Genomic DNA, 25810 nt, shown 5'->3' on the forward strand with positions numbered 1-25810 from the left:
TCGCCCGGCTGCTCACGGCCGACCACCCCGTGGTCGACCTCGACGGCGACGGCCGTCCCGACGCTCCCGTCGACCCCGAGCAGCTCTCGTCCGCGACGCGCCTGGTCCTGAGCCACGGGATCCTCGAGCAGGGCGAGATCTGGGTCGCCGAGGACACCGACGGCCTCCGGGCCGCGACCGTGTGGCTGCCCCCCCGAGGTCCCCGCCTTCGAGGACGAGCTCCGCGAGGTCCTGGTCCGCGAGGTGGGCGTCGACCCGCTCGACGAGCCGGCCGACGACGAGCCGGTCCGTGCCGCGACCCGCCAGGCGCTGGGCGTCGCGCAGTCCGCGATCGCCGACGCGCTCGACGCCGTGCGCCCGCGCCTCGTCCTCGTCGCGGCGGCCGTGGCCCCCGACGTCGAGGGCGCGGACCGGACGGACACGCTGCGCCGCCTCGTCGACGCGCCCGCGAGCGCCCAGCACTCCCTCGACGGGCTCCCCGTGGACGGGCCCTTGTTCACGGCGATCGTCGACCCGGCGCGCGTCGAGGGGATGCGGGCGATCGGGTTCGTCGAGCACCGCAGCGTCGGGCTCGAGCACGGGACGCTGTGGATCGGCGTGCGGGCCTGAGGGCTCGCCCGCGGGTGGGCCTACGCGACCGCCGCGACCGCGAGCGCCCCGGTGACCACGGCCAGGGGCGCGAGGACCAGTCCCTGGCGCACGAGCGGCCACCAGCCGACCTCGCGGAAGCCCATCCAGTGGCGTGAGCACTGGACCCACCAGAGCACGGTCGCGACCGAGGCCCACGGCGTGATCAATGGGCCGGCGTTCACCCCGACGAGGAGCGCCGCGAGCCGCGCGGGGTCGCCCGCGGCCGCGGGCTCGAGCGCGAGGTAGGCGGGCAGGTTGTTGACCGCGTTGGCCGCGACGGCGCCCGCTCCGGCGACCTGGAGCAGGTCCCCGGTCCTGTTCCCGGTCCCCGCGAACCGGGCGAGCAGGTCGCCGAGGCCGTGGACCTGCCACGCCTCGACCGCCACGAAGAGCGACGCGACGACCAGCACGGTCCGCCACGGCACGAGCTCTCCGACGGGGGCCACGAGGTCGCGCCGTCGAGCGAGCGTCACGGCCAGCAGCAGCACGGCCCCGGCCAGCGCGACGAGCGCCACGGGCAGCCCGACGGCGAAGCACACCCCGAGCGCGACCGTCACCAGCGCGGCCAGCGGCAGGAGCACGGGGTCCCGCTCCGTGGCGGGCGCCGCCGCGTCGAACGTCCCGCGCAGGTCCCGGTGGTGGGCCACGAACAGGTAGAGGACCGTCACGGCGATCACGACCAGGGCGGGCAGCCACATGGTCGCGGTGTACGAGGTCCCGGGCTCGAGCCTCGCGAAGCGGTGGGCCGCGAGCAGGTTCGTCAGGTTGGAGACGGGCAGCAGCAGCGACGCGGTGTTGGCGAGCGCGAGGACCGTGAGCGCGAAGGGCAGAGGCCTGCTCCCCGTCCGTCGTGCGAGGGTCAGGACCACGGGCGTGACGAGCACGGCCGTGGTGTCGAGCGAGAGCACGATCGTGCACACGCACGCGAGCAGGACCACGAGGCCCCACAGGCGCAGCCGGCTCCCGCGGGCGAGCCGGACCGCCCAGGAGGCTGCGGCGTCGAACAGGCCTGCGGCCGCGCACATCTCGGCGACGACGGTGATCGCCACGAGGAACAGCAGGATCGGCCCGACCCGCTCGGCCAGCTCCCCGGCCGCGTCGAGCAGGAGCCACCCGACCGCGACGACGATCCCGGCCAGCACGACCGCGACCGACCACAGCGGCACCTTCACCCGACGACCGGCCATCCGACTCTTCCCTCCCGGCGCCCCGTCTCGTCCCGCGCACCGCTACCCGACGAGCGGCTGGGTCACTATCGCACGCGCCGCGCCGTCTGCCACGGGCGTCGCGGGCTTTCGCACCCGCCTCGCAGCGGGCAGAGTCGGGGTATGACGGACGGGACGCGGTTGCTGGTGCTGGGCGGGACGGAGTTCGTGGGTCGGGCGGTCGTCGACGACGCCCTGGCCCGCGGCTGGGACGTGACCCTGTTCCACCGGGGCACGCGCGACGCCCCGCCCGGGGTGCGGGACCTGCGCGGCGACCGCTCCGCCGTCGGGGGCCTGGACGCCCTGGCCGCGGGCGAGTGGGACGTCGCGGTCGACACGTGGTCGTGGGCGCCGAGCGCGGTGCGCGACGCTGCGCGCCTGCTCGACGACCGCGTGGGCCGGTACGTGTACGTGTCGAGCCGGTCGGTCTACACGTACCCGACGGGCGCGGGCCTCGCCGAGGACGCCCCCGTCGTGGAGGCCTCGCCCGACGACGGCGCCGACGTCGACTACGCGCGCGCCAAGCGCGGCGGCGAGCTGGCCGTCGAGGAGTCGTTCGGGCACCGCGCGATCCTCGCGCGGGCGGGCCTGATCCTGGGGCCGTGGGAGAACGTCGGGCGCCTGCCGTGGTGGTTGCAGCGCGTCGCGCGCGGCGGACCCGTGCTCGCTCCCGGGCCGCGCGAGCTGCCCCTGCAGTACGTGGACGCGCGCGACCTGGCGGCGTTCGTGCTCGACGCGACCGAGCAGGGCCTGAGCGGGCCGTTCAACGTCGTGAGCCCCAGCGGGCACGCGACCATGGGCGAGCTGCTCGACGCGTGCGTGGCTGCGACCGGCTCGGACGCCGAGCTGCGCTGGACCGCTCCCGACGTGATCGAGGCCGCGGGCATCGCGCCCTGGACCGAGCTGCCCGTCTGGCTCCCCCCGGGCGAGCTGCACGACACGCTGCACCGCGGCGACGTGTCCCGCGCGGTCGCGGCTGGCCTGCGCAACCGGCCCGTCGAGGAGACGGTCGCGGACACGTGGGCATGGTTGCAGTCCCAGCCCGACGGCGGAGCCCCCCAGCGCGCGGACCGCCCCCGGGTGGGGCTCGACCCGGACAAGGAGGCGCGGGCGCTCGCGCTCTGACGGCCCCGGGGCGAGAGGCCCGGGACGGCACAAGTTGCCGACGCGACGTTGGTATCCTTACCGACAAGGCGTCGGCAACCCGTGCCGGCCCGGAAGGAGCACCATGTTTCTCGCGTGGCGCGAGCTGTCGTTCGCGCGCTCACGATTCGCCCTGATGGGGGGTGTCGTCGCGCTCGTGTCCGTGCTCGTCGTCCTCCTGTCGGGCCTGTCCTCGGGACTCGTCAACGACGGCGTGTCCGGCCTCAAGAAGCTGCCCGTCGCGGCCTTCGCATTCGGCGCGGACACCTCCGTCGACTCCGCGTTCTCCCGCAGCACGGTCGACCGCGAGCAGGCCGAGCACTGGGCCGCCCGCGACGACGTCGCCGACGCAGCACTGTTCGGCAACCAGCTCGTCAACGCCGAGGGTCCCGGCGGCGAGGCCGTCGACCTGGCCCTCTTCGGCGTCGAGCCGGGGTCGTTCGTCGCGCCGTCCACGGCCGACGTGGCCACCGGGGAGATCCTCGGGGACCCGCACGGGATCGTCGTCAGCGAGACGGTGGCCGACCTGGGCCTCGGCATCGGGGACACCGTGACGATCGAACGGCTGGGCACCGAGCTCACGATCGTCGGCGTGCTCGACGGGCAGCACACGTTCGGGCACGTCGACGTCGCCTACGTACCGCTGACGACCTGGCAGGAGATCCACGCCGGCGCGACCGACGCCGCCGAGGTGCGTCCCGAGGCGTACGACGAGGCGACCGCCGTCGCGCTCGCCCCCGCCGACGGCACCGAGATCGACCTCGCGGGCGGCGACGCCGCCGCGGGCACCACGGCCGTCTCGCTCACCGAGTCCTTCGACGGATCGCCGGGCTACGCGGCCGAGACGCTCACGCTCAACCTCATCCAGGTCTTCCTCTACGCGATCTCGGCCCTCGTCGTCGGTGCGTTCTTCACGGTCTGGACCATCCAGCGCAAGCACGAGATCGCCGTGGCCCGCGCCATGGGCGCCTCGACGTCGTACCTCGTGCGCGACGCCCTCGGCCAGGCGGCGGTGCTCCTCGTGGTGTCCACCGCGGTGGGCATGGTCGCGGGCGTGGGCTTCGGCGCGCTGCTCACCTCGACCCCCATGCCGTTCGCCCTCGAGGCCGGGCCCCTCGCGCTCGCCGCGGTGCTGCTCGTCGGTCTGGGTCTCGCGGGCGCCGCCGCCTCGGTCGGTCGCATCGCCCACGTCGATCCCCTGACGGCTCTCGGAGGCCAACGATGACGCACCCCACCCAGCAGATCGCAGACACGTCCGCGCCGACCGGCGCCGGGCTCGTGCTCGACGACGTCTCCCTCACGCTCGGCGACGGCGACTCGACCGTCACGGCCCTCGACCACGTGCACCTCACCGTCGCACCGGGCGAGCTGCTCGCCGTGCTCGGCCCCTCGGGGGCCGGCAAGTCGAGCCTCCTCGCGGTCGCCGGGGCACTGACCCGGCCGACCTCGGGGACGGTCCGCATCGACGGCGCCGACATCTCGGCCCTGCCCTCGTCCGGCCAGGCCGCGCTACGACGCGAGCGGATCGGCTTCGTGTTCCAGTCCGGCAATCTCCTGCCCGCGCTGACCGCGCTCGACCAGCTCCGGTTCGCGCTCCACGTCTCGGGCGGGAAGGACCGGGGGCGCGACCCCCAGACCCTGCTCGAGCAGGTGGGCATGGGGCACAAGGCCGGCCGACGACCGCACGAGCTGTCCGGCGGAGAGCGACAGCGCGTGGGGATCGCCCGCGCCCTGGTCACCGCGCCCGCGCTGCTCCTCGTCGACGAGCCCACGGCGGCCCTCGACCGTGCGCGCAGCCACGAGGTGGTCCGGCTGCTCGCAGCAGAGACCCACGAGCACGGCGTCGCGACCGTCATGGTGACCCACGACCACGACGTGCTCGAGCACTGCGACCGCGTCGTCCACATGGAGGATGGGAGACTGAGCGCTTGATCCACGCTTCCCTGCCCCGGGCGGGGCAGGGAAGCCACCGTGAGGAGAGCCGTGCCCCGCATCAGCGCCCCGACCGTCGCCGAGCACCGTGCGGCGCAGATGCGCGTGCTCCTCGATGCCGCCCGGTCGCTCCTCGCCGAGACGGGCCGACCGCCGACGTTCGCGGCGCTCGCCGAACGTGCGGGTCTGGCCCGCCCCAGCCTGTACCAGTACTTCCGGTCGGCGGACGACCTGCTGCTCGCCATGGTCGAGGACGTCTTCCCCCGGTGGTCCGCCACGGTCGCACGAGCCATGGACGCGGCTCCCGACGACCGCGACCGCGTCGTCGCCTACGTCCGCGCGAACCTCGAGCTCGTCGCCCAGGGCGAGCACGCCCTCGCGACGGCCCTCGCGACCATCGGTCCGACGAACGCCGTGATGGAAGGTTCTCGCGCCATGCACGACGAGCTCGTGCGGCCGCTGGGTGACGCGCTGCAGGCGCTCGGGGCCCGGGACGCCGCCCGCTCGGCCGAGCTGGTCAACGCGGTGGTGAACTCCGCCTCACGCATGATCGAGTTCGGCACCCCCCTCGACGACGTGTGGAGCAGCGTCGAGGAGCTCGTCGCACCGTTCCTCGACCGTCTGGCCGACGAACGAGGCGACGCTCAGGGCTTGAGGTAGTCGAAGATCAGCGTCGTGCTCGTGCCCGCGACCTCGGGGCGCACGCTCAGCGTGCTCGCGACCAGGTCGCGCAGCGCGGCCGAGTCCCGCACCGCGACGTGCACCATGAAGTCGCGGTCCCCCGTCACGAAGTAGATGCCCTCGACGTTCGGCAGGCCCGCGAGGTAGTCGCGGAACGCCGTGAGCCCCGAGCGGGCGTGCGAGTGCAGGCGGATCGCGATGAGCGCCTGGAGGCTGCGCCCCATGGCCGCGGGGTCCACCTCGGTGCGGAACCCCTGGATGACCCCGCGCTCCTGGAGCGAGCGGATGCGCGTGTGGCACGTCGACGGCGCGATCCCCACGGCGTCCGCGACGGCCTTGTTCGTGGCCCGCGCGTCGGCCTCGAGGAGCGCGAGGATGCGGCGGTCGGTCTCGTCGAGGACCACGGCCTGGACGTGGGCCGCCCCGGCCCGAACGTCGTTCGGCATGCTCGCCCTTTCGTCCTGCTCGGCAGAAGGATGTTCGTGGAGCGGGCCAATTGCCGAAGATCAGGCTGCTCGCCTTGAACCCTACCGAAGATCCCTCCAACATTGGAGGTGAGGCGCAACCCGTCTCCCACGACCCGGCCTCAGCATCCTCGAGGCCGGGTCGAATTCGTCCCAGGGCAAAGGAGCCCCGATGGCCACCCCGTCTCGCACCACCCCCACCGGTTCACGCGCTCCCCGCACGGCAGTCGTCGTCGGGGCAGGCATGGTGGGTCTCGCGACCGCCTGGCACCTGCAGGAGCGCGGTGTCGAGGTCACGGTCCTCGACCGCGAGGGCGTCGCCGCAGGCTCGTCGTGGGGCAACGCCGGCTGGCTCACGCCCGGCATGGCCATGCCGCTCGCCGACCCCACGCTGTGGACCTACGCCCCCAAGGCGCTGCTCGACCCGGCAGCGCCCCTGCACGTCCCGGCACGGCTCGACCCGCGCCTGTGGTCGTTCCTCGCCCGGTTCGCGGCGCACGCGAACAGGCGCGCGTGGGACCGCGCCATGGCGGCACTCACCCCGATCGACCGGCTCGCGCTCGACGCGTTCGACGAGCTCAGCGCGCACGGCGTCGCCGCGCGCTCGACCCCCGGGCCGTTCGTCATCGGGTTCGAGGACGAGAGGCAGGCCGCGCCGTTCCTCCACGAGATCGCCCAGGTCGAGGCTGCCGGGCAGGTGGTCCCGCTGCGACGCATCGACCAGCCCGACGGCGCAGCTCACCGCTCCGGTCCGTCGCACCCGGACGCGGGTCTGGGCACCGGCGCGGGCGATGCCGTCGGGCACGCCACCCCCGCGACACGGCCAGGCGGGGGCCGAGAACCTGGGGCGAGCGGCGCCGTCGAGCACGCCTCCGCCTCGACGTCCCCGGACGCGAGCCGAGCACCCGGAGCGAGCGGCGCCGTCGGACGTCCTGCGCAGCTCACCGACCGCGTGCGCGCGGTCTACGCCCTCGAGGGCCAGCGGTTCATCGAGCCCGGGCCGTTCGTCGGCGCGCTGGGCGACGCGGTCCGTGCGCGCGGCGGGCGCATCGTGACCGGTGCGACCGTCATCGGGCTGCGCGCCCAGGAGGGGCGTGGCGTGCAGGTGCTCGTGGACGGGCAGGACCCCGTGGCCGCCGACGTCGCGGTCCTCGCGACCGGTGCCTGGCTGCCCGGGCTCGCGCGACCGCTCGGCGTGCGCACGCTCGTCCAGGCCGGGCGCGGCTACTCGTTCACGGTCAAGACCGACCTGCCCGTCGAGCAACCCATCTACCTGCCGTCCCGCCGCGTGGCGTGCACGCCGTACCAGGGGCGGTTCCGCATCGCGGGGACCATGGAGTTCCGCGGTCCGGACGAGCCGTTCCAGCCACGGCGCATCGAGGCGATCCTCGCGTCGGTGCGCGACCTGTTCCAGGGAGTCGACCTCGACGACCGGGCGAGTGGGTCGGGTCCCGGCCCGTGACCCCCGACGGGCTGCCGCTGGTCGGGGCGACCCGGGCGCCCGGCGTGTACGTCGCGGGCGGGCACGGGATGTGGGGCATCGTGCTCGGCCCCGCGACCGGGAAGCTGCTCGCCGAGCAGATCGTGACGGGGACGGTGCCGCAGGAGATCAGGGCGTTCGACCCGCTGCGGTGAGGTGGCGTGGGCGTGGACGTCCGGCCGGGGGGCCACCCGGTAACCGGGCCACCCGGCCACCCGGCCACCCGGCCACCGAGAAGTGAGTAGATGCCCCTGGATCGCCCGGATCTGGGGCATCTACTCACTTCTCGGCGAGAGCGCCGGCTAATTTCACCCGCTCGCGCGCCTGCGTCCTGCCACGTCCATGGTCCGGCCGACCTCTCTCCTCTCAGGGGCAGGGCCAGCAGGTCCGCCGGGCGACGGCTCGGCGCAACCACGACGAGGTGGCCGACATGCGCGCTCGATCAGCTCTTCCGCTCTTCTCCGCCCTCGCCCTCGCCCTCAGCACCTTGCTCCCGCTCGGCGCGAGCGCCCAGACAGCCGTCGACGAGTCGCCGCCGCCCTCGTGCCAGGAGGTGATCGAGCTGGCGACCTCCCATCGTCCGAGCGCAGCGCTCGTCGCCGCGGCCCAGGTCGAGGCCGCAGGTGAGACTGCCTGCGACGCCACGGTCCTGGCCGAGGCCGAGGGGTCGGTCGCCGAGGCCGCGGTGCTCCTGCGTCGGGCACAGGGGCTGGACACAGAGGCCGGCCGCGTCGCCACCGACACCGAGGCGGCAGCCGAGCTCCGCAGCGCGGCCGACACCTCCTACGCCCAGGCGCTCGCGCTCGACCTGGGGCTGACTGCAGCGTTCGACGGACTGACGTCGGACCCGGGCTCCGAGGCCCCACCGGCCGAGGCCGCAGTGGCCGCCGCCCGGCTCGTCGACCTGGGCCACCGCGCCGAGGCCCGTGAGCTGCTCCTCACGGCGGTCGAGGAGGGCAAGGTGGACCCGAAGAAGCTCGACCAGGCCCTGCAGGACCTGCTGGCCCCGAGCCCTCCGGAGACCGTCGTGGACTGGTGGGACGAGGACGGCAGGACGTGGCTCACGGTCGTGGCCTGGTGCCTTGCAGGGCTCGCACTGATCTACCTCGTGCTGTGGACGTGGGTCCGTCGCCCGCCCTACCGGATCGACCCCGCGACCCAGGCAGTGACCGCGGGGAAGGCCGACGACGTCGCCCAGGCATGGGCCGAGATGCTCCCGCGCCGGCTCGACGACCTTGCCGAGTCGACACCTGCCATGCGGATCTCGACGGGCCCGGACACCGACCTCACGCTCCCCGACATCGACGGGATGCCGTCGGGCTTCAAGGCCGTCGTGGAGTTCTGGACGTGGTTCCGACGTCTGCGCGTGCGGCACGTCTCGGCCCTCCTGCACGACGAGGGCGGGAAGGTCGGTGTGACGGTGTCGATCAGGAAGCGGTCCGGCAGGCTCCTCGAGACCCGGACGCTCCGCCCCCTGGACGACACCGCCCCCGTCGAGCGGGCGACGTACCTCGGCCTGCTGCCTCAGGCCGCCGTCTGGATCGCGTTCCAGACCACCGTGAAGCGCCACCGGGTCGCCGTGCTCGGGACGAGGTCCGAGGTCGCGGTCCTCCGTTTCGCCGACTCCGCCGCGCTCCTCGCCGCCGGCGACAAGGGGGCGGCCCGCCAGGCTCTGCTCCGGGCGCGCGCCGCAGATCCCCAGATGCTCGCGGCCCGGCTCAACCTCGCGGTCCTCGACCTCCGGAGGGAGGGCGACGATCCGGCCGCCGCCCCGCAGGACTGGCAGGTGCGACTCGAGGCGCTCCACGGCGTCGAGCAGGCAGCGTCGGCACGGCTCGACGAGCTCTTCGGCTATGCCCCGCACGTCCTCCCGGCCGCACGCGACCGGTGGCTGAGGGAGGCGGTCCGGTGCCGCGCGACCATCATGCGAGCCTGCTACAACCGGGCGATCAGCAGCCTCAACTGGTCGGCCGCTGGTGGTACGGGCGAGATGCGGCACGACCTGGCAGCGGCGTTGGAGTCCACGAGGAAGGCGGCCGTCGACCTGCGCGAGAGCACTCCGCGGCGGGCGCGGTGGGACGCTATCCGACGGACCGCGCACAACGTCGAGCGCCACGCGGAGCTCATGCGCCGAGGGCATCTCGACCCTGGTCCGGCCGGGTTCCTGTCCGACGCCTCGCACCAGCTCACGACGATCGAGCCCGACTGGGGGGCCGCCTACCCGGACGTCCTCCCGGGCTGGGTCGACTACGGCATCGCCTGTGTCGCGGCAGCCGTGGTGCCGCCCGACCCGGGGGCGCCGACCAGGCAGGCCGCCGTCGCGCGCGTGCAGTCGTGGTTGGACCGCGCCTTCGCCAAGCAGCCCGGGCACTACGTCTCGGCCGCTCGACGCGACCCGTTCTTCGCGCACCTCGTGCCCGTCCCACCTGAACGGGCCACCGCCGGACCGCGACCGGCGCCGAGCGGTCCGACGACGGAGGCGTGAGCGAGAAGTGAGCTGATGCCCCTGAACCGGCCGGATCAGGGGCAGCTGCTCACTTCTCGGCGAGGGCGGCCGGCCCTCGCACCACGTCCGCCGGCGCCGCATCGACCCTGATGGCCTCGAGGTAGTCCGCGATCGCGTCGCGGTTCCTCGTGAGGGTGTCGATGCGCTCGGTCATCCGGGCCAGCTCGGTCTCGAGCAGCGCGATCTTGTCCGGGAAGGCGTTCTGCAGGTGGATCTCACGGGGCTGGTTGAGGCAGGGCAGCAGCTCGGCGATGATCCGCGTCGGGAAGCCCACCTCCAGCAGGCCCCGGATCTGGAGCACCCGGTCGACGAGGTGCTCGCCGTACTCGCGGTAGCCGTTCTCCTCGCGCTGCGGGGTCAGGAGCCCCTGCTCCTCGTAGTACCGCAGCAGGCGTGTGGCCGTGCCGGTGCGGCGGGACAGCTCGCCGATGCGCATGTGATGCACCCCTCTCGCGGGTCGGGCTTGACCTTCACACCCATGTCAGACATTCATGCTAACCCTATGACCACGTGCACCACTCCGACCGAGTCGTCGACCGACGCTCCCCCGACGTCCACCGCGTCCGTCTCGCCCGGTGCGCTCGCCACGCCGGCGGGTCCCCCGACGTCCGCAGCGCCCCCTGCGCCCCGGACGACCACGCTCCCCGACCGGACCGACGCGCCCGCGGACGCTCCGCCGTCGGGCACTCGCTTCCCCCTGCTGCCCCTGCTCGCCCTGGCCGCGACCGGGTTCGTCACGCTCCTCACCGAGGTGCTGCCCGCGGGCGTGCTGCCCGCGCTGGGCGCCGACCTCGGCGTGTCCGCGAGCGCCGCCGGGCAGACCGTCACGGTCTTCGCGATCGGGGCGATCGTCGCCGCGATCCCGCTCAGCCGGGCCACGGCCCGCTGGCCCCGGCGCCGCCTGCTGCTCACGACGATCGCCGGGCCCGTGGTCGCGAACACCGTCACGGCCGTGTCGTCGAGCTATGCGCTGACGCTCGGCGCGCGCTTCGCGGCCGGGCTCGTCGCCGGGCTGACCTGGGCCCTGCTCGCCGGGTACGCACGGCGCCTCGCCGCGCCGGAGCAGGCGGGGCGGGCGCTCGCGATCGCGATGGGCGGGGCGCCGCTCGCGCTGGCCCTCGGCGTCCCGGCCGGGACCGCGCTGGGCGCGACCGTCGGGTGGCGCTGGGCGTTCGGCGCCATGACGATCCTCAGCCTCGGGCTGGCGGCGTGGGTGCGCTGGGGCGTGCGGGACTTCCCGGGCGAGCCGCGCGGGACGCAGGTGCCGATCGGGCGGGCGCTGCGGCTGCCCGGCGTCGCGCCGGTCGTGGTCGTGACGGGCCTGACGGTCCTGGCCTACAACGTGTTCTCGACCTACGTCGCGGTGTTCCTCGAGGACGTCGGGCTCGGCGCGCAGACCGGGGTGCTGCTCGCGGTGCTCGGCGCGACGTCGTTCGCGAGCCTCGTCGTGATCGGCGCCCTGATCGACACGCACCTGCGCGTCATGACGGTCCTCGCCGCGACCCTCCTGGGGGTCGCGGGCCTGACTCTCGCGGTCGCGGCGGACTCCCCCGTCGCGGTCTACGCCGCGGTCGCCGCGCTGGGCTTCGCGTTCGGCGGCAGCGGGACCCTGTTCCAGACCGCGCTCGCGCGAGCCGCAGGTCCTGCCGCGGACGTGGCGCAGTCCGCGTTCGTCACCTCGTGGAACGGGGCGCTCGCGCTGGGCGGGATCGTGGGCGGCGTGGTGCTGGGTGCGGGCGGGTCCGGTGCGCTGCCGTGGGCGACGCTCGCGCTCGCGGTGCCGGTCGTGGGGATCGTGCTGGGGGCGCGGCGGCACGCGTTCCCGGGTGGAACGGGCCCTGTGCGGCCTGCCGAGAAGTGAGTAGATGCCCCTGATCCGCGCGGATCAGGGGCATCTACTCACTTCTCGGCGGCGCGGGCGGCAGCAGCAGCTCAGCCGTTGAACGCGTCCGGGTCCGGCCCGATCCGGCCGTCGGTCCGGTCGAGCCCGTCGATCGCCGCGACCTGCTCGGCCGGCAGCTCGAAGCCCAGCACGTCGAGGTTCGCCGCGATGCGCTCGGGCGTGACCGACTTGGGGATCGCGACGGTCCCGGCCTGCAGGTGCCAGCGGAGCACGACCTGCGCGGGCGTCACGCCGTGCGCGTCGGCGATCGCCCCCAGGACCGGGTCGCCCAGCACCGTGCCCTGGCCCAGCGGGCTCCACGCCTCGGTCACGATCCCGAGCTCGCGGTGGCGCTCGCGCAGGGCGCGCTGCGCGAACGCCGGGTGCAGCTCGACCTGGTTCACGGCCGGTGTCACACCCGTGGCCGCGATGATCGCGTCGAGGTGCGCGGGCTGGAAGTTCGAGACCCCGATCTCGCCGACGAGCCCGGCCTCTTGCAGCGCGACGAGCCCCTCCCACGCCTCGACGTACCGGCCCAGGCCCGGCGCGGGCCAGTGGATCAGGTACAGGTCGAGACGGTCGAGCCCGAGCAGCTCGAGGCTCTTCTCGTACGCGGGGCGCACGGCCTCGCGCGACAGCGAGTCGATCCACAGCTTGCTCGTCACGAAGACCTCGTCACGGGGCAGGCCCGACGCCGCGATGCCCGCGCCGACGCCCGCCTCGTTGCCGTAGACCGCGGCGGTGTCGATGCTGCGGTAGCCCGCGTCCAGGGCGAGCGAGACGGCCTGGGCGGTCTCGCCGTCGGGCACCTGGAAGACGCCGAAGCCGAGCTGCGGGATGCTCGTCCCGCCGCGCAGTGCGACCGCGGGGACGGTGGTGGTGCTGGTCATGGTTTCTCCTGAGGGGTGGTGGTGGGGCAGCGGGTCAGGCCGCGGGGACGGTGGTGAGCGGGGCCGGGGCGGGCGTCACGGCCGTGCGCCGCTCCTGGAGCGTCGCGACGCCCAGCGCCACGACCGCGAGCAGCGTGAGCGCAGCGCCCGCCCACAGGGGCGAGGTGAAGCCGAGCCCGGCCGCGATGGCCAGGCCGCCGATCCACGCGCCCAGCGCGTTGCCCACGTTGAACGCGGCGATGTTGGCGCCGGACGCCATGGTCGGGGCGGCCTGCGCGTGGCCCATGATGCGCATCTGGAGGCCGGGGACGGTCGCGAACCCGAACGCCCCCATGAGGAACAGCGACACCAGGGTCATGACCTGGCTCGTCGCGGTGAGCGCGAAGACCGCGAGGATCACGGTCAGCACGGCGAGGATCACGAGGAGGCTCGTGGTCAGGTACCGGTCCGCGGCCTTGCCGCCCAGGAAGTTGCCGACGAACAGCCCCACCCCGAACAGCACGAGCAGCCAGGGCACGCTCGTGGTCGCGAACCCACCGACCTCTGTGACCGTGAAGGCGATGTAGGTGAACGCACCGAACATGCCGCCGAACCCGAGCACGGTCACGAGGATGGACCACCAGACCTGCGGGTTGCGGAAGGCTGCGAGCTCGGTCCGCAGGGACGGGGTGCCCGACGGCGTCGCTCCCGCCAGGAGGACGGGGTCGCCCTCCGCGGGGGGCGTCGAGGAGGTGCGGGCTGCCGCAGCGCCGTGCGCGCCGGACGCCCGGCGCGTGGACGGCACGAGCAGCAGGATCCCGACGAGCGCGACGACGCCGATGGCCGTGATGGCCCAGAACGTGGAGCGCCAGCCGTACTGCTGGCCCAGGAACGTGCCGAACGGCACGCCCAGGACGTTGGCGGTCGTGAGGCCCGCGAACATCATCGCGATGGCGCCCGCACGCTTGGAGGGGGCGACCATGTCGGCCGCGACGACCGCGCCGATCCCGAAGAAGGCGCCGTGGCACAGCGCCGCGAGGATGCGTCCGGCGAGCAGCAGCTCGTAGGTGGGGGCGAGGGCCGAGACCAGGTTCCCGGCGATGAACAGGATCATGAGGCTGCCGAGGACCGTCTTGCGGTCGAGACGGATCACGGCGGCCGTGAGGCCGATCGCGCCGACGGCGACCGCGAGCGCGTAGCCCGAGATGAGGTAGCCGGCGACGGCCTCGGTCACGCCGAACTCTGCCGCGACCTCCGGCAGGAGTCCCATGATGACGAACTCGGTGAGCCCGATCCCGAAGCCCCCGACGGCGAGGGCGAGAAGACCCAGCGGCATGCGCTGCTCCTTGTCTGTGTCAGGCACCGCGCGCCGCAGCGTGTGTGCAACAACCGGCGCGTGCAGTAGTTGCAGGCGCCTCCTAAATAGTTGCACGCGCCGGTAGTTCACACAAGCGGTATAGTTGAGAGCGACGTCACGACAGGCACAGGAGGCACGCATGGGCATCGGGGACGACGCGGTCGAGATCCGCTCGCAGGGCTGGCGCACGCTCGCCGCGCTGCACGGCATCCTCGACGCCGCGCTCGAGCGAGCGCTCCAGGCCGGCCACGGGCTCTCGGTCGTCGAGTACACCGTGCTCGACGCGCTCTCGCGCCAGGACGGCTGGCACATGCGCATGCAGCAGCTCGCGCGCGCCGCGGCCCTGAGCAGCAGCGCCACGACCCGCCTGGTCAACCGCCTCGAGGACCGCGGCCTGCTCACGCGCATCCTCTGCCAGGACGACCGCCGCGGCATCTACACCGAGCTCACCCCGCAGGGCGAGCAGCTCCTGCGCCAGGCCAGGCCCACTCACGACGCGGCCCTCGAGGAGGCGCTCGACGAGGCCTGCCAGGTCGAGGAGCTCGCGCCCCTCGTCGCGGCCCTGCACGAGCTGCCGGTCGAGGCGTCGGCGAGCACAGCCACCGTGGGCGCGACGGCCTGACCCGCGGGGCCCGGCCGGCCGCCTGACAATCCCCCGCCGATCTGGGACCCTCGTCCCCATGGGGGACATCGCGACGACGCCGGCACCGCACCACGACGTGGACGGCTTCTCGACGCTCGACCCCGCGGACGCCCCGCCGTTCGGGCCGTACGCACGGTGGTCGCGGCGGGTCGTGGCGTTCCTGCTCGACAACGCGATCCTGGCCGGGCTCATGTTCGTCGCCGTCGGCCCCGGCCTCGCACCGAGCATGCTCCCGGGTCTCGACAACGTCGGAGGCCTCGGCTCCGCGGTCGACGACCTCCGCTGGTCCGAGAGTGCGTGGATGCTCGGCGCGGTGATCGCGATGACGGTGTTCCAGGCCTACACCGGCGCGACGCCCGGCAAGCGGGCGGTGGGAATCGTCGTCGTCAACCGCGACTCGGGGCGACCGGTCGGGCTCGTGACGACGGTCCTGCGCTGGCTCGCGCACTTCCTCGACGCGATCTTCTGCATCGGCTACCTCCGTCCGCTCTGGGACGAGCAGCGGCGCACGTTCGCCGACAGCCTCCTGTCGACGGTCGTCGTGCAGTCCCGCTCCCCCGCGCCGCACCCCTGGATCGTTCCCCTCGTGCGACCAGGGCGACCTGGCGCGCAGGTCGTCACCGCGAGCGCAGCCGTCCTGTGCACCGCGGGAGCACTGTTCGCGGTGGGCCCCACCTCGTCCATGAGCGGCAACTTCGCGTCGTCGGCCATGTGCACCTCCTGGGACCCGGCGACGCGCCCCGGCGTGCCGCAGCTGAGCGAGGCGACCTTCACCTCGACCGGCACGGGCACCATCTCCCGCTGGGGCGTGACCCACGTCCTGCCGCCCACGGGCGAAGGGTCGGAGATCACCCTCGACTGGGACGGCCCCCTCCCCCTCGACGCCGACGTGTCGCTCGAGGCCGTCCTCACGAGCCCGGACGGCAGCCGCCTCGAGTACTCGACGCCTCTCGACACCGGCGCCACAGGCTTCGGTGCGGATCCGACGAGCCCAGGAACGATCGAGATCCCCGCGAACGACCTCCGGGGCATCGACGCGGGGTGGAGCTGGAGCGCGCAGATGCGCGTCGACGGTGTCGCGATCCCGGGCTGTGGCGGCCGCGTGCCCTTCTGACCCTCGCGCCTCCACCGGTCGCCCTGCGCCGTCACCGCTTCGCCGAGCCGAACCCCCCGGCCCGCCCTAGGGTGTGGGCCATGAGCCCCCTCGCCCTGTTCGAGGTCTCCCTCGACTGCCCTGTCCCCCGCGACCTCGCGGAGTTCTACCGCCGCCTGCTCGGCTGGGAGTACGTGCCGGGCCACGAGACGTCGGACCCGGACGGCGACGAGTGGCTCGCGATCGTGCCGCCCGGCCCCGGCCCACGGCTTGCTTTCCAGCGGTCCGACGCCGAGGTCCCGCCCTGGCGGACGGGTGCGCGGGTCCACTTCGACGTCGCGGTCCCGGACCTGGACGCGGGCCACGCGCTCGCGGTCGCGGCCGGTGCCCGGCCGCTGACCGGGACCCCCGCCGAGGAGGGCCACGCCGACGACCCGTTCCGCGTCTACGCGGACCCTGTGGGGCACCCGTTCTGCCTGACACTGGTCGCGGCGCCCCCGCCTGCTGCTCCGACCGCGCCCGTTGCAGCAGCCGAGGAGGCGACGCGATGAACGCCAAGAAGATCGGCCTGGTCCTGCTGCTCGTGGCGCCCATGGTCGCGCTCATGCTCTCGCCGTGGAAGCACGACGGCACGCTCGTCTACCTGGGGATGCTGCCCGCGGGAGTGGGCCTGCTCGTGGGCCGGGGCCCCGCGCTCGTGGCCGGGCCGCTCACGGCGGTCTGCATGGCGATCGGCGTCTCGCTGAGCGACTGGCCCCTCACGGGGGCCCTCTTCATGGCGGCCCTCGGGGCGTGCGTGGGCCTGTCCGCGGTCAAGGGGTGGCACGGGATCGGCGGTTTCGTCGGCCCGCAGACGGCGTTCGCCCTCATCGGCGGACCGCTCGTCGCCCTGCCCTCGGGCACGGTCGGCGCCTCGGCGTCGGCCGGGGCGCTCTGGGCCATGGCCGGCTGGGTCGCGTTCGGCGGGCTGTGGACCGCGATCATCGGCGGGTTCCTCACGCGGGGCATGCACCTGCCGGGTCCCAAGCCCGTCCCGCAACGCGCCGCGACGTACTTCGCGGTCGCGCTCGCGATCCTCACGGGCGTGGCGACCTACGTCGCGATGGGCTGGATCGACTCGCCGAACTCCTGGTGGTTGCTGCTCACGCTGTTCGTGATCGTCCAGCCGTACTTCGCGGCCACGCTCTCGCGCACGGCCGCGCGGGTCGGCGGGACGCTCGCCGGCGCGGTGCTCGCCGGGCTGGTCGCTCACCTGCTCAGCGGTTCGCCCGGCGTCCTGTCCGCCGTGGCGCTCCTGCTCACGGGAGCGGCCGCGTGGGCGTACCTCAAGCGCCCGTACTGGGTCTTCACGCTCTTCCTCACCCCCGCGGTGATCCTGCAGACCTCGGGCGGCAAGGACGTGCTCCTCTCGGCAGACCTCGAGCGCGCCCTCTTCACGGCCGCGGCGGCCGTGGTCGCGGTCGCAGTCCTCGCGGTGGGGCACGGGATCCTCTCGGCCCGCACACGCACCACGGCCTGACTGCCGTCACCGGGCGCACGGGTCACCACCCACCCGCCGTCGGCCAACGCGCGCCGTCCTTGCTCGTCCGCCCTACTGTGACCGTATGACCGCTCGGCGGATCGCCCTGGCGCTGGTGCTCGTCGCTCCGGCGGTCGGGCTGCTGCTCTCGCCGTGGCGCCCCGACGGCACGCTCGTCTACCTGGGGATGCTGCCTGCGGGGCTGGGTCTGCTGTTGAGCCGCCGGGCGGCACTGACCGCGAGCCTCCTGACCCCCGCGAGCATGCTGGCGGCCACCGCTCTGCGGGACCTTCCGCTCGGCGCGGCCCTCTTCATGCTGGTGCTCGGCGCCGCGGTCGGCCTGTCCGCGGCGGTCGGGTGGCACGGGATCGGGAGCCTGGTCGGTCCGCTGGCAGCGTTCGCCCTGCTCGGGACCCCCCTCGTGGCCCTGCCGTCCGGCACGGTGAGCGCGGTGAGCTCGCCTGCGGCGATCGCCACGATGACGGGGCTCGTCACGTTCGGCGGCCTGTGGACGACGTTCGTGGGTGGTGTCCTCGCGCGCAACGTCCGGGGGATCGGTCCTCGCCCCGTCCCGCGCCCGGCGTCGGCGTACTTCGGCCTGACCCTGGGGATCCTGGCCGGTCTCATCACCTACACGGTCGACGACTGGACCGACGCCCGGAACCGGTGGTGGCTGCTGCTCACGGTCTTCGTGATGATCCAGCCGTACTTCACCGGGACGCTCCGGCGCGCGGGCGCCCGCGTGGTCGACGTCCTGGCCGGCACGGTCCTCGCCGCGATCGTCGCGCACACGCTCGACGAGCTCCCCGTGGTGCTCGTCGTGGTCGCGCTCGCCCTGACGGGGTTCGCGGTGCGTGCTCTGCTGCGGAGCCCGTTCTGGGTCGTGCCGCTCCTCCTGACGCCCGCGGTGGTGCTCCTGACGTCGGGCGGCGAGGACGTCCTGGTCGCGGCGGACGTCGAGCACGCCGCGTTCATCGTGGCTGCCTCGTTGGCGACGGTCCCGATCCTCGTGATGGGCCGGCGCATCATGGCCGTCGCTCCGCTGGTCCCCACCTGACGGGCACGCCGTCGGTGGACGCCGGGAACGCGGCCGGCCCGACGGCGCCGCTCACCCCGCCAGCGCGACGTCCGGTCCCGCGAGGACCAGCAGGACCGCGCACACCGCCGCGACAGCCATGCTCAGCGCGAACGGCAGACGGCTCGTGGTCCGTCGCACGGCCACCACGCCCGCGGACACCGCGAGCACGACCGCGACCGCTCCGGCCACCCACGCGACCGCGGTCGGCGGTCCGGGCGGCCCGAGCACCACGACCCCGACCGCCGTGACGAGCACCGCCGGCGCCAGCACGCTGGCCCCCGTCCGACCGAGCCGGTGCGGCAGCCCCCGGACCCCGGTCGCCCGGTCGTCCTCGAGGTCGGGCAGCGTGTTCGCGACGTGCGCCCCGACGCCCAGGAGCGCGGTCGCGGTCATGGCCCAGGGGGCGGCGACCCGTTCGCCGGGCGAGGCGAGCACCACGAACAGCGGCAGGAGCCCGAACGAGACCGCGTACGGAGCCCAGGACCACACGGTCGACTTGAGCCACGCGTTGTAGGACCACGCGCTCGCGACGGCCACGAGGTGCACCAGGCCCGCGACGAGCCCGGTCGCGAGCGACAGCACCACGCACGCCGCCGCCGCGGCGAGCGCGGCCGCGTGCACCTGCCGCACCGAGACCAGCCCCGCGACGACGGGCTTGTCCGCCCGATCGACAGCCAGGTCGCGGCGCGCGTCGAGCCAGTCGTTGGACCACCCGACCGAGAGCTGTCCGGACAGGACCGCGGCGGTGACGAGCGCCGTCGTGCCTGCGCCCGACCCGACCCCCACGGCGAAGAAGCCCGCGAGGACCGTGACCACGACCGTAGGTCCCGCGTGGCTCGCGAGCGCGAGCCCCCGCAGCGTCGTCGCCGCTGCTCGCGTCTTCACGATGCCTCCACCCGCCCGACGCTAGCAACGCGCGGGCCGCGCGTCCCCGTGACACGATGCGGGAATGTCGCGGTTGCTCGCGGTCGCACCGGTCCTGCCGGGGCCCGCGCACCCTCAGAGCGAGATCACGGACACGATCGGGCCCCTGCTGACCCGCTCGCCCGCGACCCGCGCCGTCCTCCGCAGGCTCCACGCCGCGTCCGGCGTCGAGACCCGCCACACGGCCCTGCGCCTCGACGAGTACGCGGGGCTCACGTCGTTCGGCGAGGCCAACGACCACTTCATCCGGGTCGGCACCGACCTCGCCGAGGAGGCGTGCCGGACCGCGCTCGACGACGCGGGCATCGACCCCGGCGAGGTCGACTTCCTGCTCTTCACCTCTGTCACCGGGATCGCAGCGCCCTCGATCGACGCACAGCTCGTGACCCGCCTGGGGCTGCGGACCGACGTCAAGCGGCTGCCGTCGTTCGGGCTCGGCTGCGTCGCGGGGGCCGCGGGGATCGCGCGCGTGCACGACTACCTGACGGGCCACCCGCAGGACGTGGCCCTGCTCGTGTCGGTCGAGCTGTGCTCGCTCACGCTCCAGCACGGTGACGACTCCATGGCGAACCTCGTCTCGACCGGGCTGTTCGGCGACGGCGCGACGGCCGTGGTCATGGTCGGGGACGCGCACCCGGCGGGCCGCCCGCCCACGCTGCCCGACGGCGCCACGCCAGATCCGGGGGCACGTGGCACCCGGGCGGAGCGTGCCTCGGCGGCACGAACCCCGCCCCGGGGCGTCGAGGTCGTCGACACCCGCAGCCGCCTCTACCCCGAGACCGCCGACCACCTAGGCTGGACGATCCGCGACAGCGGGTTCGGGATCGTGCTGTCCGCGGGCCTGCCCGAGGTCATCGCGGCCCACCTCGCGGGCGACGTGAAGTCGCTGCTCGTCGAGCACGACCTGACGACCGAGGACATCGGGACCTGGGTCGTGCACGCGGGCGGGCCGCGCATCCTCGACGTCGTGCGCGACTCGCTGGGGCTCGACGAGGCCGACCTGAGGCACAGCAGGGAGTCGCTCGCCGCCGTCGGGAACCTGTCCTCCTCCTCGGTGCTGCACGTGCTCGCCGCGACCCTCGCGGCACGCGACGCCTCGCCGAGCGGCGGCGCGGGGCCGCACGGTGTCCTCATGGCGTTCGGCCCCGGGGTCTCGGCCGAGCTCGTGCTCCTGCGCCGGACCCCGTCGCTGGAGGGTTGATGCTCGCCTTCTTCTACGTCGTGCTCGGGGCGACCGCGCTCGAACGCCTCGCCGAGCTCGTGGTCTCGGCGCGCAACGCCAGATGGTCGTTCGCGCGCGGGGGCGTCGAGACCGGCCGGGGCCACTTCCCCGCGATGGTCGCCCTGCACACGGGCCTGCTCGTCGCGTGCGTGGTCGAGGTCAACGTCGCGGACCGGCCGTTCCTCCCGTGGGTCGGGTGGCCCGCGTTCGCGCTCGTGCTCGCGAGCCAGGCGCTGCGCTGGTGGTGCATCGCGTCGCTCGGGCCGCGCTGGAACACGCGCGTCATCGTCGTCCCCGGGCTGCCGTGGGTCGACCGCGGCCCGTACCGCTGGATCGCCCGGCACCCCGGGCAGCGCTGGTTCCGGCACCCCAACTACCTCGCGGTCGTCGTCGAGGGCTTCGCGCTCCCGCTCGTCCACTCGTGCTGGACCACCGCGCTCGTGTTCACGGTGCTCAACGCCGTGCTGCTGCTGCGGTTCCGGCTCCCGGCCGAGGAGCGCGCGCTCGACGCGCTGCCGCACACGTGAGGACCAGCACCCATGAGACGAGCTGTCGCGAGGTGGGCACGAGCCGACGGGGCGACGACCGGCCCGGGTGCACCATGAGCGCGGACGCAGCATGACCGACACCGACGTCCTGATCGTGGGCGGCGGCCCGATCGGTCTCGCCGCCGCGATCGAGGCACGGCTCGCGGGATACGACGTCGTCGTGGTCGAGCCCCGCGAGGGCCCCGTCGACAAGGCGTGCGGCGAAGGCCTCATGCCCGGCGCGCTGCTGGCCCTCCAGGCCCTCGACGTCGACCCCGACGGACACGTCCTGCGCGGCATCAGCTACCGCGACGCCCACCGCCACGCCGACCACCTCTTCACGGACGGGCCGGGCCGGGGCGTGCGCCGCACCACGCTGCACGCCGCGCTCGCCGAGCGCGCGGCCGCCCTGGGCGCCACGACGGTCCGCGGCCGGGTCGAGCAGATCGAGGAGGGGGCGGGGTCGGTGACCGCGGCCGGGATCAGCGCACGCTGGCTCCTGGGCTGCGACGGGCTGCACTCGACCGTCCGGCGCCTCGCGGGGCTCGAGGTGGGCGCCGACGCCCACGCGCACGAGTCGCTCCTGGCGCGCGCGCACCACGACGCTGCAGGTGCCGAGGCGCGGGACACGGGCTCGCTCGCCGCCGGTGCGGCGGTGCCGGCCTCCGGCAGCGCTGGCCCGGTCGCTCCGCGTGACTCGGACCCGGCCACTCCGCGTGCCGCCGCTCTACCCACCCCGCGTGCCGCTGCTCTCCCAACTCCGCGTGCCGCAGCCATACCCACCGAGCTCGGCGGCACCGCCCCACCCGTCCGCCCCGGGCCCGACCCGCGGCGCCGCTTCGGCCTGCGCCGCCACTTCCGCGTGCCCGCGTGGACGGACCTGGTCGAGGTCCACTGGGGGGACCGCGTCGAGGCGTACGTGACGCCCGTGGCGCCGGACGTCGTCGGGATCGCGATGCTCGGCCCCACCGGGACGCACTTCGACGAGGCCCTCGCGGGGTTCGCCGAGCTGAGCGAGCGCCTGCGGGACGCCGAGCCGCTGGGCCCGGTCCGCGGGGCGGGCCCGCTCAGGCAACGGTCCCGACGGCGCAGCACCGGCCGGGTGCGCCTCGTCGGGGACGCCTCGGGATACGTAGACGCCCTGACGGGCGAAGGGCTGCGGGTCGGGCTCGCGCAGGCGAGCGCCGCCGTCGGGCACCTGGACGACCCCGACGCGTACGAACGCGACTGGACCCGCGTGACGCGCGACTACCGCGTGCTGACCTCGGGGCTCGTCGCCTGGGCGACCTCGCCCGCGCGGCGAGCGATCGTGCCGCTCGCAGCGCACGCGCCGTGGCTCTACGGGAGGGTCGTGGAACGGCTGGCGCGGTGACCGGGGCCGTCGGGACCCTGCCGGACGTCCTGTCGTGTGCCGTCACGCGCGACCTCTCGCGCGACCATGTACTCGGTTGCCCACACGCCGACCGCAGCGAGGGCGACCACCCAGGTCTCGGTGAACCGGAACGCCAGGTACACAGCCACCAGGAAGAGCAGCAGCGCGGCCACCCAGACCCCGGTCCGCGACGGGGCGTCGGCGGCGCCGGCGCCGTGCTCTCCCCGACGACGGACCACCGCACCGAACGTGAGGAGCCCACCGGGCACCCCGGCCAGAGCCATCACGAGGACCAGGAACGGGACGTCGAGAAGCGCGCCCGCGACGACACCCCCGACGGACATGACGAAGGCCGAGTACCACGAGAGCCGTCGGACCTTCTCGGTCATCCGCTGCATGCCCGCGAGCGCCCGGTCCTGGTCGATGGTTGCCCCCTGGTCATGGTGCCGTCGAGCCAGCAGAGCGACGGGTCGAGGCTCCTTCGCCCTCCGACGTGGTGACCCTACTCCTTGAGCTCGAAGAAGATCGCGTGGGTCGCCGTCGACCCCGTGTTCTCGCCCACGTGCACCTGGCCCGGGAGCCAGCGCGTCTCACCAGGTTCGAGCGAGACCTCCATGACGCGGTCCCCCGCGGAGATGCGGCGCTCGAACCCGCTCAGGGTGTACATGACGCTGTCGGGGTGGTGGTGCGGGTGCGTCCGGGTCCCCGGCACGTCGCGGTACTCCAGCACCCGCACCCGCTCGTTCTCGAAGATCGTCCGGTAGTGGTCCGGGTCGGTCACGGTCGGGTCGTCCGGCGCGGTGCTCTGGTCGTGTCCCATGCTCGCCTCGGAAGGTCGAGGCCCGCCGTCGGCAGGCGCTCCCTCGAGCATCCCACCGCGGGCGCCCGTCGCACGCCGAGCGGCACGCAGGGCCTCGACGGCGCCACGCCGCGTGACGTCCGCGCAGGACGCGGGACCGGTCAGCGGTCAGCGGTCAGCGGTCAGAGACGCCGTTCGCCCGCGCCCACGCGACCGCCTCGGAGCGGGTCGAGACGCCGAGCTTGCGATAGATGCTGCGCAGCTGCGACTTGACCGTGTTGCGCGTGACGAACAGACGCGCGGCGACCTGTTCGAGGGTCGCGTCCTCCGACAGGTTCGCGAGGACGACGAGCTCGCGCCGCGACAGCGCGACGTCCTCCTCGACCTGTGGTGGCTCGGGTGACACTCGCTCGGTGATGGACATGAATTCCTCCGCTCCGCCGGCCGCCCGCAAGTCCACGTCACGGTCGAGCCAGTGCTGTCTATATGGGAAGAGACAGCCGGATCCGGGATCATGACGCGACTTTCCGTCATCTCGTCAGGAGAGCGCTCCGAGGAGGGGCGGACGTCCGCACGAGGCACGAGGGAGGTCAGGTGGTGGCCGGGTCGTCGGGCAGGCCGGCGTCGTGACCGAGGATCGCCGCCTGCGTCCGGTTCGACACCCCCAGCTTGACCATGGCGTGCGTCAGGTGGGTCTTGACCGTCGGCTCGGCCATGAACAGGGCCCGCGCGATCTCGGCGTTGGACAGCCCCGTCGCGACCATCCCGACGACGTCCCGCTCCCGTTCGCTGAGCGTGCCCACCTTGGTCCGCGCCGCCGCCTGCCGGGTGCTCATGGCCGGGCCGAGCGAGTCCAGGAGGTGCCGAGTCACGGCCGGGGAGAGCATGGCCTCCCCGGCAGCGGCCGCACGGATCCCCTGGTGGACCTCGCTCACCGTGCTGTCCTTGAGCAGGTAGCCCGCGGCCCCGGCTCGCAGCGCCGGGACCACGTACTCGTCGTACTGGAAGTTCGTCAGGATGACGACCTGGACCTCGGGCGACGACCGTCGGATCTCGCGCGTCGCCTCGATGCCGTTCATGACGGGCATCTGCATGTCCATGAGCACGACGTCGGGACGGTGCGCGAGCACGACCTCGACACCCTGGCGACCGTTCTCCGCGGTCCCGACGACGTCGAGGTCGTCCGCCGCGTCGACCAGGCTCACGATGCCCTCACGGAACAGGCGTTCGTCGTCGACGACCACGACCCGGATCATGAGGCCTCCTTCGGTAGCCGTGCCTCCACGTGAAACCCGCCGTCGGGCGTCGGGCCGATCGTGGAGGTCCCCCCGACGAGGGCGACCCGCTCGCGGATCCCCTGCAGCCCGTGCCCGCCGCTGGGCAGGTCGACCTCGGGGATGGCCGACGGCCCGTTCGCCACCGCGACCCGCAGCACGTCCCCCTCCTGGTGGATGCCCACGGTCGTGTCGGCGCCGGGAGCGTGCCGGACAGCGTTGGTCAAGGCCTCGCCCACGATGCGCACGGCCGTCCGCTCCGCCACGCCCGGGGGCTCTCCGGGCACGACGTCGGCTTCCACCTCGACCGGCTGCCCCACGGCCCGCGCCTCCGCGACCAGGACGGCGACGTCCCGGAACGACGGCTGCTCGATCACCGCCGGGCTCCCGTCGCGTCCGAGCAGGTGCAGCATGCTCCGCATCTCCTCGAGCGCCTCGCGCGCCGTGTCTCGGATCCGGTCCACGTCCTCGCGGACCTGCGGATCACCGACCCGGGTCTCCAGCAGGTTGCTCTGCAGCACGACGTAGCTGATCCGGTGGGCGACGACGTCGTGCATCTCCCGGGCGAGCCGCTCACGCTCGGTGGTCCGCACCTGGGCCGCGAGCTGCTCTGCCGCTGCGGCGCTGCGGTCCCTGAGCGCGGCCGCCGCGACCCGCTCGGCGCGGCGGCTTCGACCGGCCAGCCACGGCCCCACCAGCAGGAGGACGAGGACAGCGGCCACCGCGAGGTCAGACCGGCCGAACGCCAGCGGGGCGGCCGGGAGCACCAGGACTGCTCCCGCGACGACCCAGGCCCTCCCCCGTCGGGGCGTGAGCCGCTCTCCCGCGTCGAAGGCAGCGAGGATCGTGGCCGGGACCGGAGAGACCCACGACAGGAGAGCGGCGCCGACGACCGCGGGTCCCGTGAGCGCGGGCCACAGGAGCAGGGATGCCCCGACGAGCTGGGCGACGAGCTCGACCCACAGCGGCGCACCCTGGGCGCCGACCACCGAGCGCGAGACCGCGACGGAGACGCCCGCGAGCGCAGCGAAGCCAGCGACCGCGGCGTCGCGCCGCGAGATCGACCCCCGAGCGGGCACCCGCATGCTGCCAGGCTAGCCACGAACGACCGGAGGGGCCGGTCGAGAAACCTTCGAGACCCTGTGGAGCGGCTGGGGCGTCACGCCCCGGGCCGGGACAGATCCGTCCGGTCGGCCGGCCAGCGGCAGGC

Annotated in this window: 28 protein-coding genes; 17 read left to right on the top strand and 11 right to left on the bottom strand. The window is 74.1% G+C overall.

What is annotated here, in order from left to right; translation table 11 throughout:
- The first annotated feature begins 243 nt into the window (after window positions 1-243).
- Window positions 244-609, top strand: a complete 366-nt coding sequence (locus tag H9641_RS04965; RefSeq protein WP_191801577.1) for a hypothetical protein — start codon at window positions 244-246, stop codon at window positions 607-609.
- A 20-nt stretch (window positions 610-629) separates the two neighbouring features.
- On the opposite strand, the gene H9641_RS04970 is transcribed toward H9641_RS04965, so the two are convergent.
- The gene (locus tag H9641_RS04970) at window positions 630-1817 is read right to left on the bottom strand and encodes an SLC13 family permease (RefSeq protein WP_191801579.1); all 1188 of its coding nucleotides are present in this window, start codon (window positions 1815-1817) and stop codon (window positions 630-632) included.
- A gap of 141 nt (window positions 1818-1958) precedes the next feature.
- Here H9641_RS04970 and H9641_RS04975 point away from each other — a divergent pair, with 141 nt between their 5' ends.
- From H9641_RS04975 to H9641_RS04990, 4 genes are all read left to right on the top strand, one after another.
- Window positions 1959-2960, top strand: coding sequence for an NAD-dependent epimerase/dehydratase family protein (locus H9641_RS04975; RefSeq protein ID WP_191801581.1), 1002 nt, complete (start codon window positions 1959-1961; stop codon window positions 2958-2960).
- Window positions 2961-3063: 103 nt separating this feature from the next.
- Window positions 3064-4203: an ABC transporter permease gene (locus H9641_RS04980; RefSeq protein WP_191801583.1), complete on the top strand. Its 1140-nt coding sequence runs from the start codon at window positions 3064-3066 to the stop codon at window positions 4201-4203.
- Window positions 4200-4910, top strand: coding sequence for an ABC transporter ATP-binding protein (locus H9641_RS04985; protein ID WP_191801585.1), 711 nt, complete (start codon window positions 4200-4202; stop codon window positions 4908-4910). Before H9641_RS04980 ends, H9641_RS04985 begins: the two co-directional genes overlap by 4 nt.
- A 51-nt stretch (window positions 4911-4961) precedes the next feature.
- Window positions 4962-5570: a TetR/AcrR family transcriptional regulator gene (locus tag H9641_RS04990; RefSeq protein WP_191801587.1), complete on the top strand. Its 609-nt coding sequence runs from the start codon at window positions 4962-4964 to the stop codon at window positions 5568-5570.
- Here the strand turns inward: H9641_RS04990 and H9641_RS04995 are convergent.
- Window positions 5555-6037 carry an Lrp/AsnC family transcriptional regulator gene (locus tag H9641_RS04995; protein ID WP_191801589.1) on the bottom strand — a complete coding sequence of 161 codons (483 nt, stop codon included), beginning with the start codon at window positions 6035-6037 and terminating at the stop codon, window positions 5555-5557. The two genes, H9641_RS04990 and H9641_RS04995, sit on opposite strands and share 16 nt — an antisense overlap.
- Before the next feature lie 190 nt (window positions 6038-6227).
- Between H9641_RS04995 and H9641_RS20625 the strand changes: the two genes are divergently transcribed.
- The 3 genes from H9641_RS20625 to H9641_RS05010 all read left to right on the top strand — a co-directional run bounded on the left by H9641_RS20625 (window position 6228) and on the right by H9641_RS05010 (window position 10020).
- Window positions 6228-7517, top strand: a complete 1290-nt coding sequence (locus H9641_RS20625; protein WP_191801591.1) for an NAD(P)/FAD-dependent oxidoreductase — start codon at window positions 6228-6230, stop codon at window positions 7515-7517.
- Window positions 7514-7690 (top strand): FAD-dependent oxidoreductase, encoded by a 177-nt coding sequence (locus H9641_RS20885; protein ID WP_191801593.1) that lies wholly within the window; start codon window positions 7514-7516, stop codon window positions 7688-7690. Before H9641_RS20625 ends, H9641_RS20885 begins: the two co-directional genes overlap by 4 nt.
- A 275-nt stretch (window positions 7691-7965) precedes the next feature.
- Window positions 7966-10020 carry a hypothetical protein gene (locus H9641_RS05010; protein ID WP_191801595.1) on the top strand — a complete coding sequence of 685 codons (2055 nt, stop codon included), beginning with the start codon at window positions 7966-7968 and terminating at the stop codon, window positions 10018-10020.
- Between the two features lie 49 nt (window positions 10021-10069).
- Here the strand turns inward: H9641_RS05010 and H9641_RS05015 are convergent, their stop codons facing one another.
- Window positions 10070-10477, bottom strand: a complete 408-nt coding sequence (locus tag H9641_RS05015; protein WP_191801597.1) for a MerR family transcriptional regulator — start codon at window positions 10475-10477, stop codon at window positions 10070-10072.
- A 66-nt stretch (window positions 10478-10543) separates the two neighbouring features.
- On the opposite strand from H9641_RS05015, the gene H9641_RS05020 reads away from it, so the two are divergent.
- Window positions 10544-11902, top strand: coding sequence for an MFS transporter (locus tag H9641_RS05020; protein ID WP_191801599.1), 1359 nt, complete (start codon window positions 10544-10546; stop codon window positions 11900-11902).
- A gap of 71 nt (window positions 11903-11973) precedes the next feature.
- Here H9641_RS05020 and H9641_RS05025 read toward each other — a convergent pair whose 3' ends face one another.
- Window positions 11974-12813 (bottom strand): aldo/keto reductase, encoded by an 840-nt coding sequence (locus H9641_RS05025; protein ID WP_191801601.1) that lies wholly within the window; start codon window positions 12811-12813, stop codon window positions 11974-11976.
- Window positions 12814-12847: 34 nt separating this feature from the next.
- On the bottom strand, window positions 12848-14128 hold the full coding sequence (locus H9641_RS05030; protein ID WP_191801603.1) for an MFS transporter: 1281 nt from the start codon (window positions 14126-14128) through the stop codon (window positions 12848-12850).
- A gap of 160 nt (window positions 14129-14288) precedes the next feature.
- On the opposite strand from H9641_RS05030, the gene H9641_RS05035 reads away from it, so the two are divergent.
- The 5 genes from H9641_RS05035 (at window position 14289) to H9641_RS05055 (ending at window position 18461) form a co-directional block, all read left to right on the top strand.
- Window positions 14289-14771, top strand: a complete 483-nt coding sequence (locus H9641_RS05035) for a MarR family winged helix-turn-helix transcriptional regulator (protein ID WP_191801605.1) — start codon at window positions 14289-14291, stop codon at window positions 14769-14771.
- A gap of 58 nt (window positions 14772-14829) precedes the next feature.
- Window positions 14830-15906, top strand: coding sequence for an RDD family protein (locus H9641_RS05040; RefSeq protein ID WP_191801606.1), 1077 nt, complete (start codon window positions 14830-14832; stop codon window positions 15904-15906).
- Window positions 15907-15986: 80 nt separating this feature from the next.
- Entirely contained in the window at window positions 15987-16436 is a 450-nt protein-coding gene (locus tag H9641_RS05045) for a VOC family protein (RefSeq protein ID WP_191801607.1), read from the top strand.
- On the top strand, window positions 16433-17404 hold the full coding sequence (locus H9641_RS05050; RefSeq protein WP_191801608.1) for an FUSC family protein: 972 nt from the start codon (window positions 16433-16435) through the stop codon (window positions 17402-17404). The genes H9641_RS05045 and H9641_RS05050 overlap by 4 nt, the downstream gene beginning before the upstream one ends.
- Window positions 17405-17489: 85 nt before the next feature.
- On the top strand, window positions 17490-18461 hold the full coding sequence (locus tag H9641_RS05055) for an FUSC family protein (RefSeq protein WP_191801609.1): 972 nt from the start codon (window positions 17490-17492) through the stop codon (window positions 18459-18461).
- Between the two features lie 51 nt (window positions 18462-18512).
- On the opposite strand, the gene H9641_RS05060 is transcribed toward H9641_RS05055, so the two are convergent.
- The gene (locus H9641_RS05060) at window positions 18513-19367 is read right to left on the bottom strand and encodes a UbiA family prenyltransferase (protein WP_318244385.1); all 855 of its coding nucleotides are present in this window, start codon (window positions 19365-19367) and stop codon (window positions 18513-18515) included.
- 64 nt (window positions 19368-19431) lie between these two features.
- On the opposite strand from H9641_RS05060, the gene H9641_RS05065 reads away from it, so the two are divergent.
- From H9641_RS05065 to H9641_RS05075, 3 genes are all read left to right on the top strand, one after another.
- Window positions 19432-20607, top strand: coding sequence for a type III polyketide synthase (locus H9641_RS05065; protein WP_191801610.1), 1176 nt, complete (start codon window positions 19432-19434; stop codon window positions 20605-20607).
- Window positions 20607-21155 carry an isoprenylcysteine carboxyl methyltransferase family protein gene (locus H9641_RS05070; RefSeq protein ID WP_191801611.1) on the top strand — a complete coding sequence of 183 codons (549 nt, stop codon included), beginning with the start codon at window positions 20607-20609 and terminating at the stop codon, window positions 21153-21155. Before H9641_RS05065 ends, H9641_RS05070 begins: the two co-directional genes overlap by 1 nt.
- A gap of 91 nt (window positions 21156-21246) precedes the next feature.
- Window positions 21247-22527: an FAD-dependent monooxygenase gene (locus H9641_RS05075; RefSeq protein WP_191801612.1), complete on the top strand. Its 1281-nt coding sequence runs from the start codon at window positions 21247-21249 to the stop codon at window positions 22525-22527.
- On the opposite strand, the gene H9641_RS05080 is transcribed toward H9641_RS05075, so the two are convergent.
- The 5 genes from H9641_RS05080 to H9641_RS05100 form a co-directional block, all read right to left on the bottom strand.
- Entirely contained in the window at window positions 22494-22916 is a 423-nt protein-coding gene (locus H9641_RS05080) for a hypothetical protein (RefSeq protein WP_191801613.1), read from the bottom strand. The genes H9641_RS05075 and H9641_RS05080 overlap by 34 nt on opposite strands.
- A gap of 113 nt (window positions 22917-23029) precedes the next feature.
- A complete protein-coding gene (locus tag H9641_RS05085) occupies window positions 23030-23347 on the bottom strand; it encodes a cupin domain-containing protein (RefSeq protein ID WP_191801615.1) in 318 nt (105 codons plus the stop codon).
- A gap of 154 nt (window positions 23348-23501) precedes the next feature.
- Complete coding sequence (locus tag H9641_RS05090) at window positions 23502-23750, bottom strand: helix-turn-helix domain-containing protein (RefSeq protein ID WP_191801617.1); 249 nt, start codon at window positions 23748-23750, stop codon at window positions 23502-23504.
- A 166-nt stretch (window positions 23751-23916) separates the two neighbouring features.
- Window positions 23917-24582: a response regulator gene (locus H9641_RS05095; RefSeq protein ID WP_191801619.1), complete on the bottom strand. Its 666-nt coding sequence runs from the start codon at window positions 24580-24582 to the stop codon at window positions 23917-23919.
- Window positions 24579-25685, bottom strand: coding sequence for a sensor histidine kinase (locus tag H9641_RS05100; RefSeq protein ID WP_191801621.1), 1107 nt, complete (start codon window positions 25683-25685; stop codon window positions 24579-24581). The genes H9641_RS05095 and H9641_RS05100 overlap by 4 nt, the downstream gene beginning before the upstream one ends.
- Window positions 25686-25810: the final 125 nt, after the last annotated feature.

The sequence above is a fragment of the Oerskovia merdavium genome (assembly GCF_014836755.1).
Taxonomy (GTDB): Bacteria; Actinomycetota; Actinomycetes; order Actinomycetales; family Cellulomonadaceae; genus Oerskovia; species Oerskovia merdavium.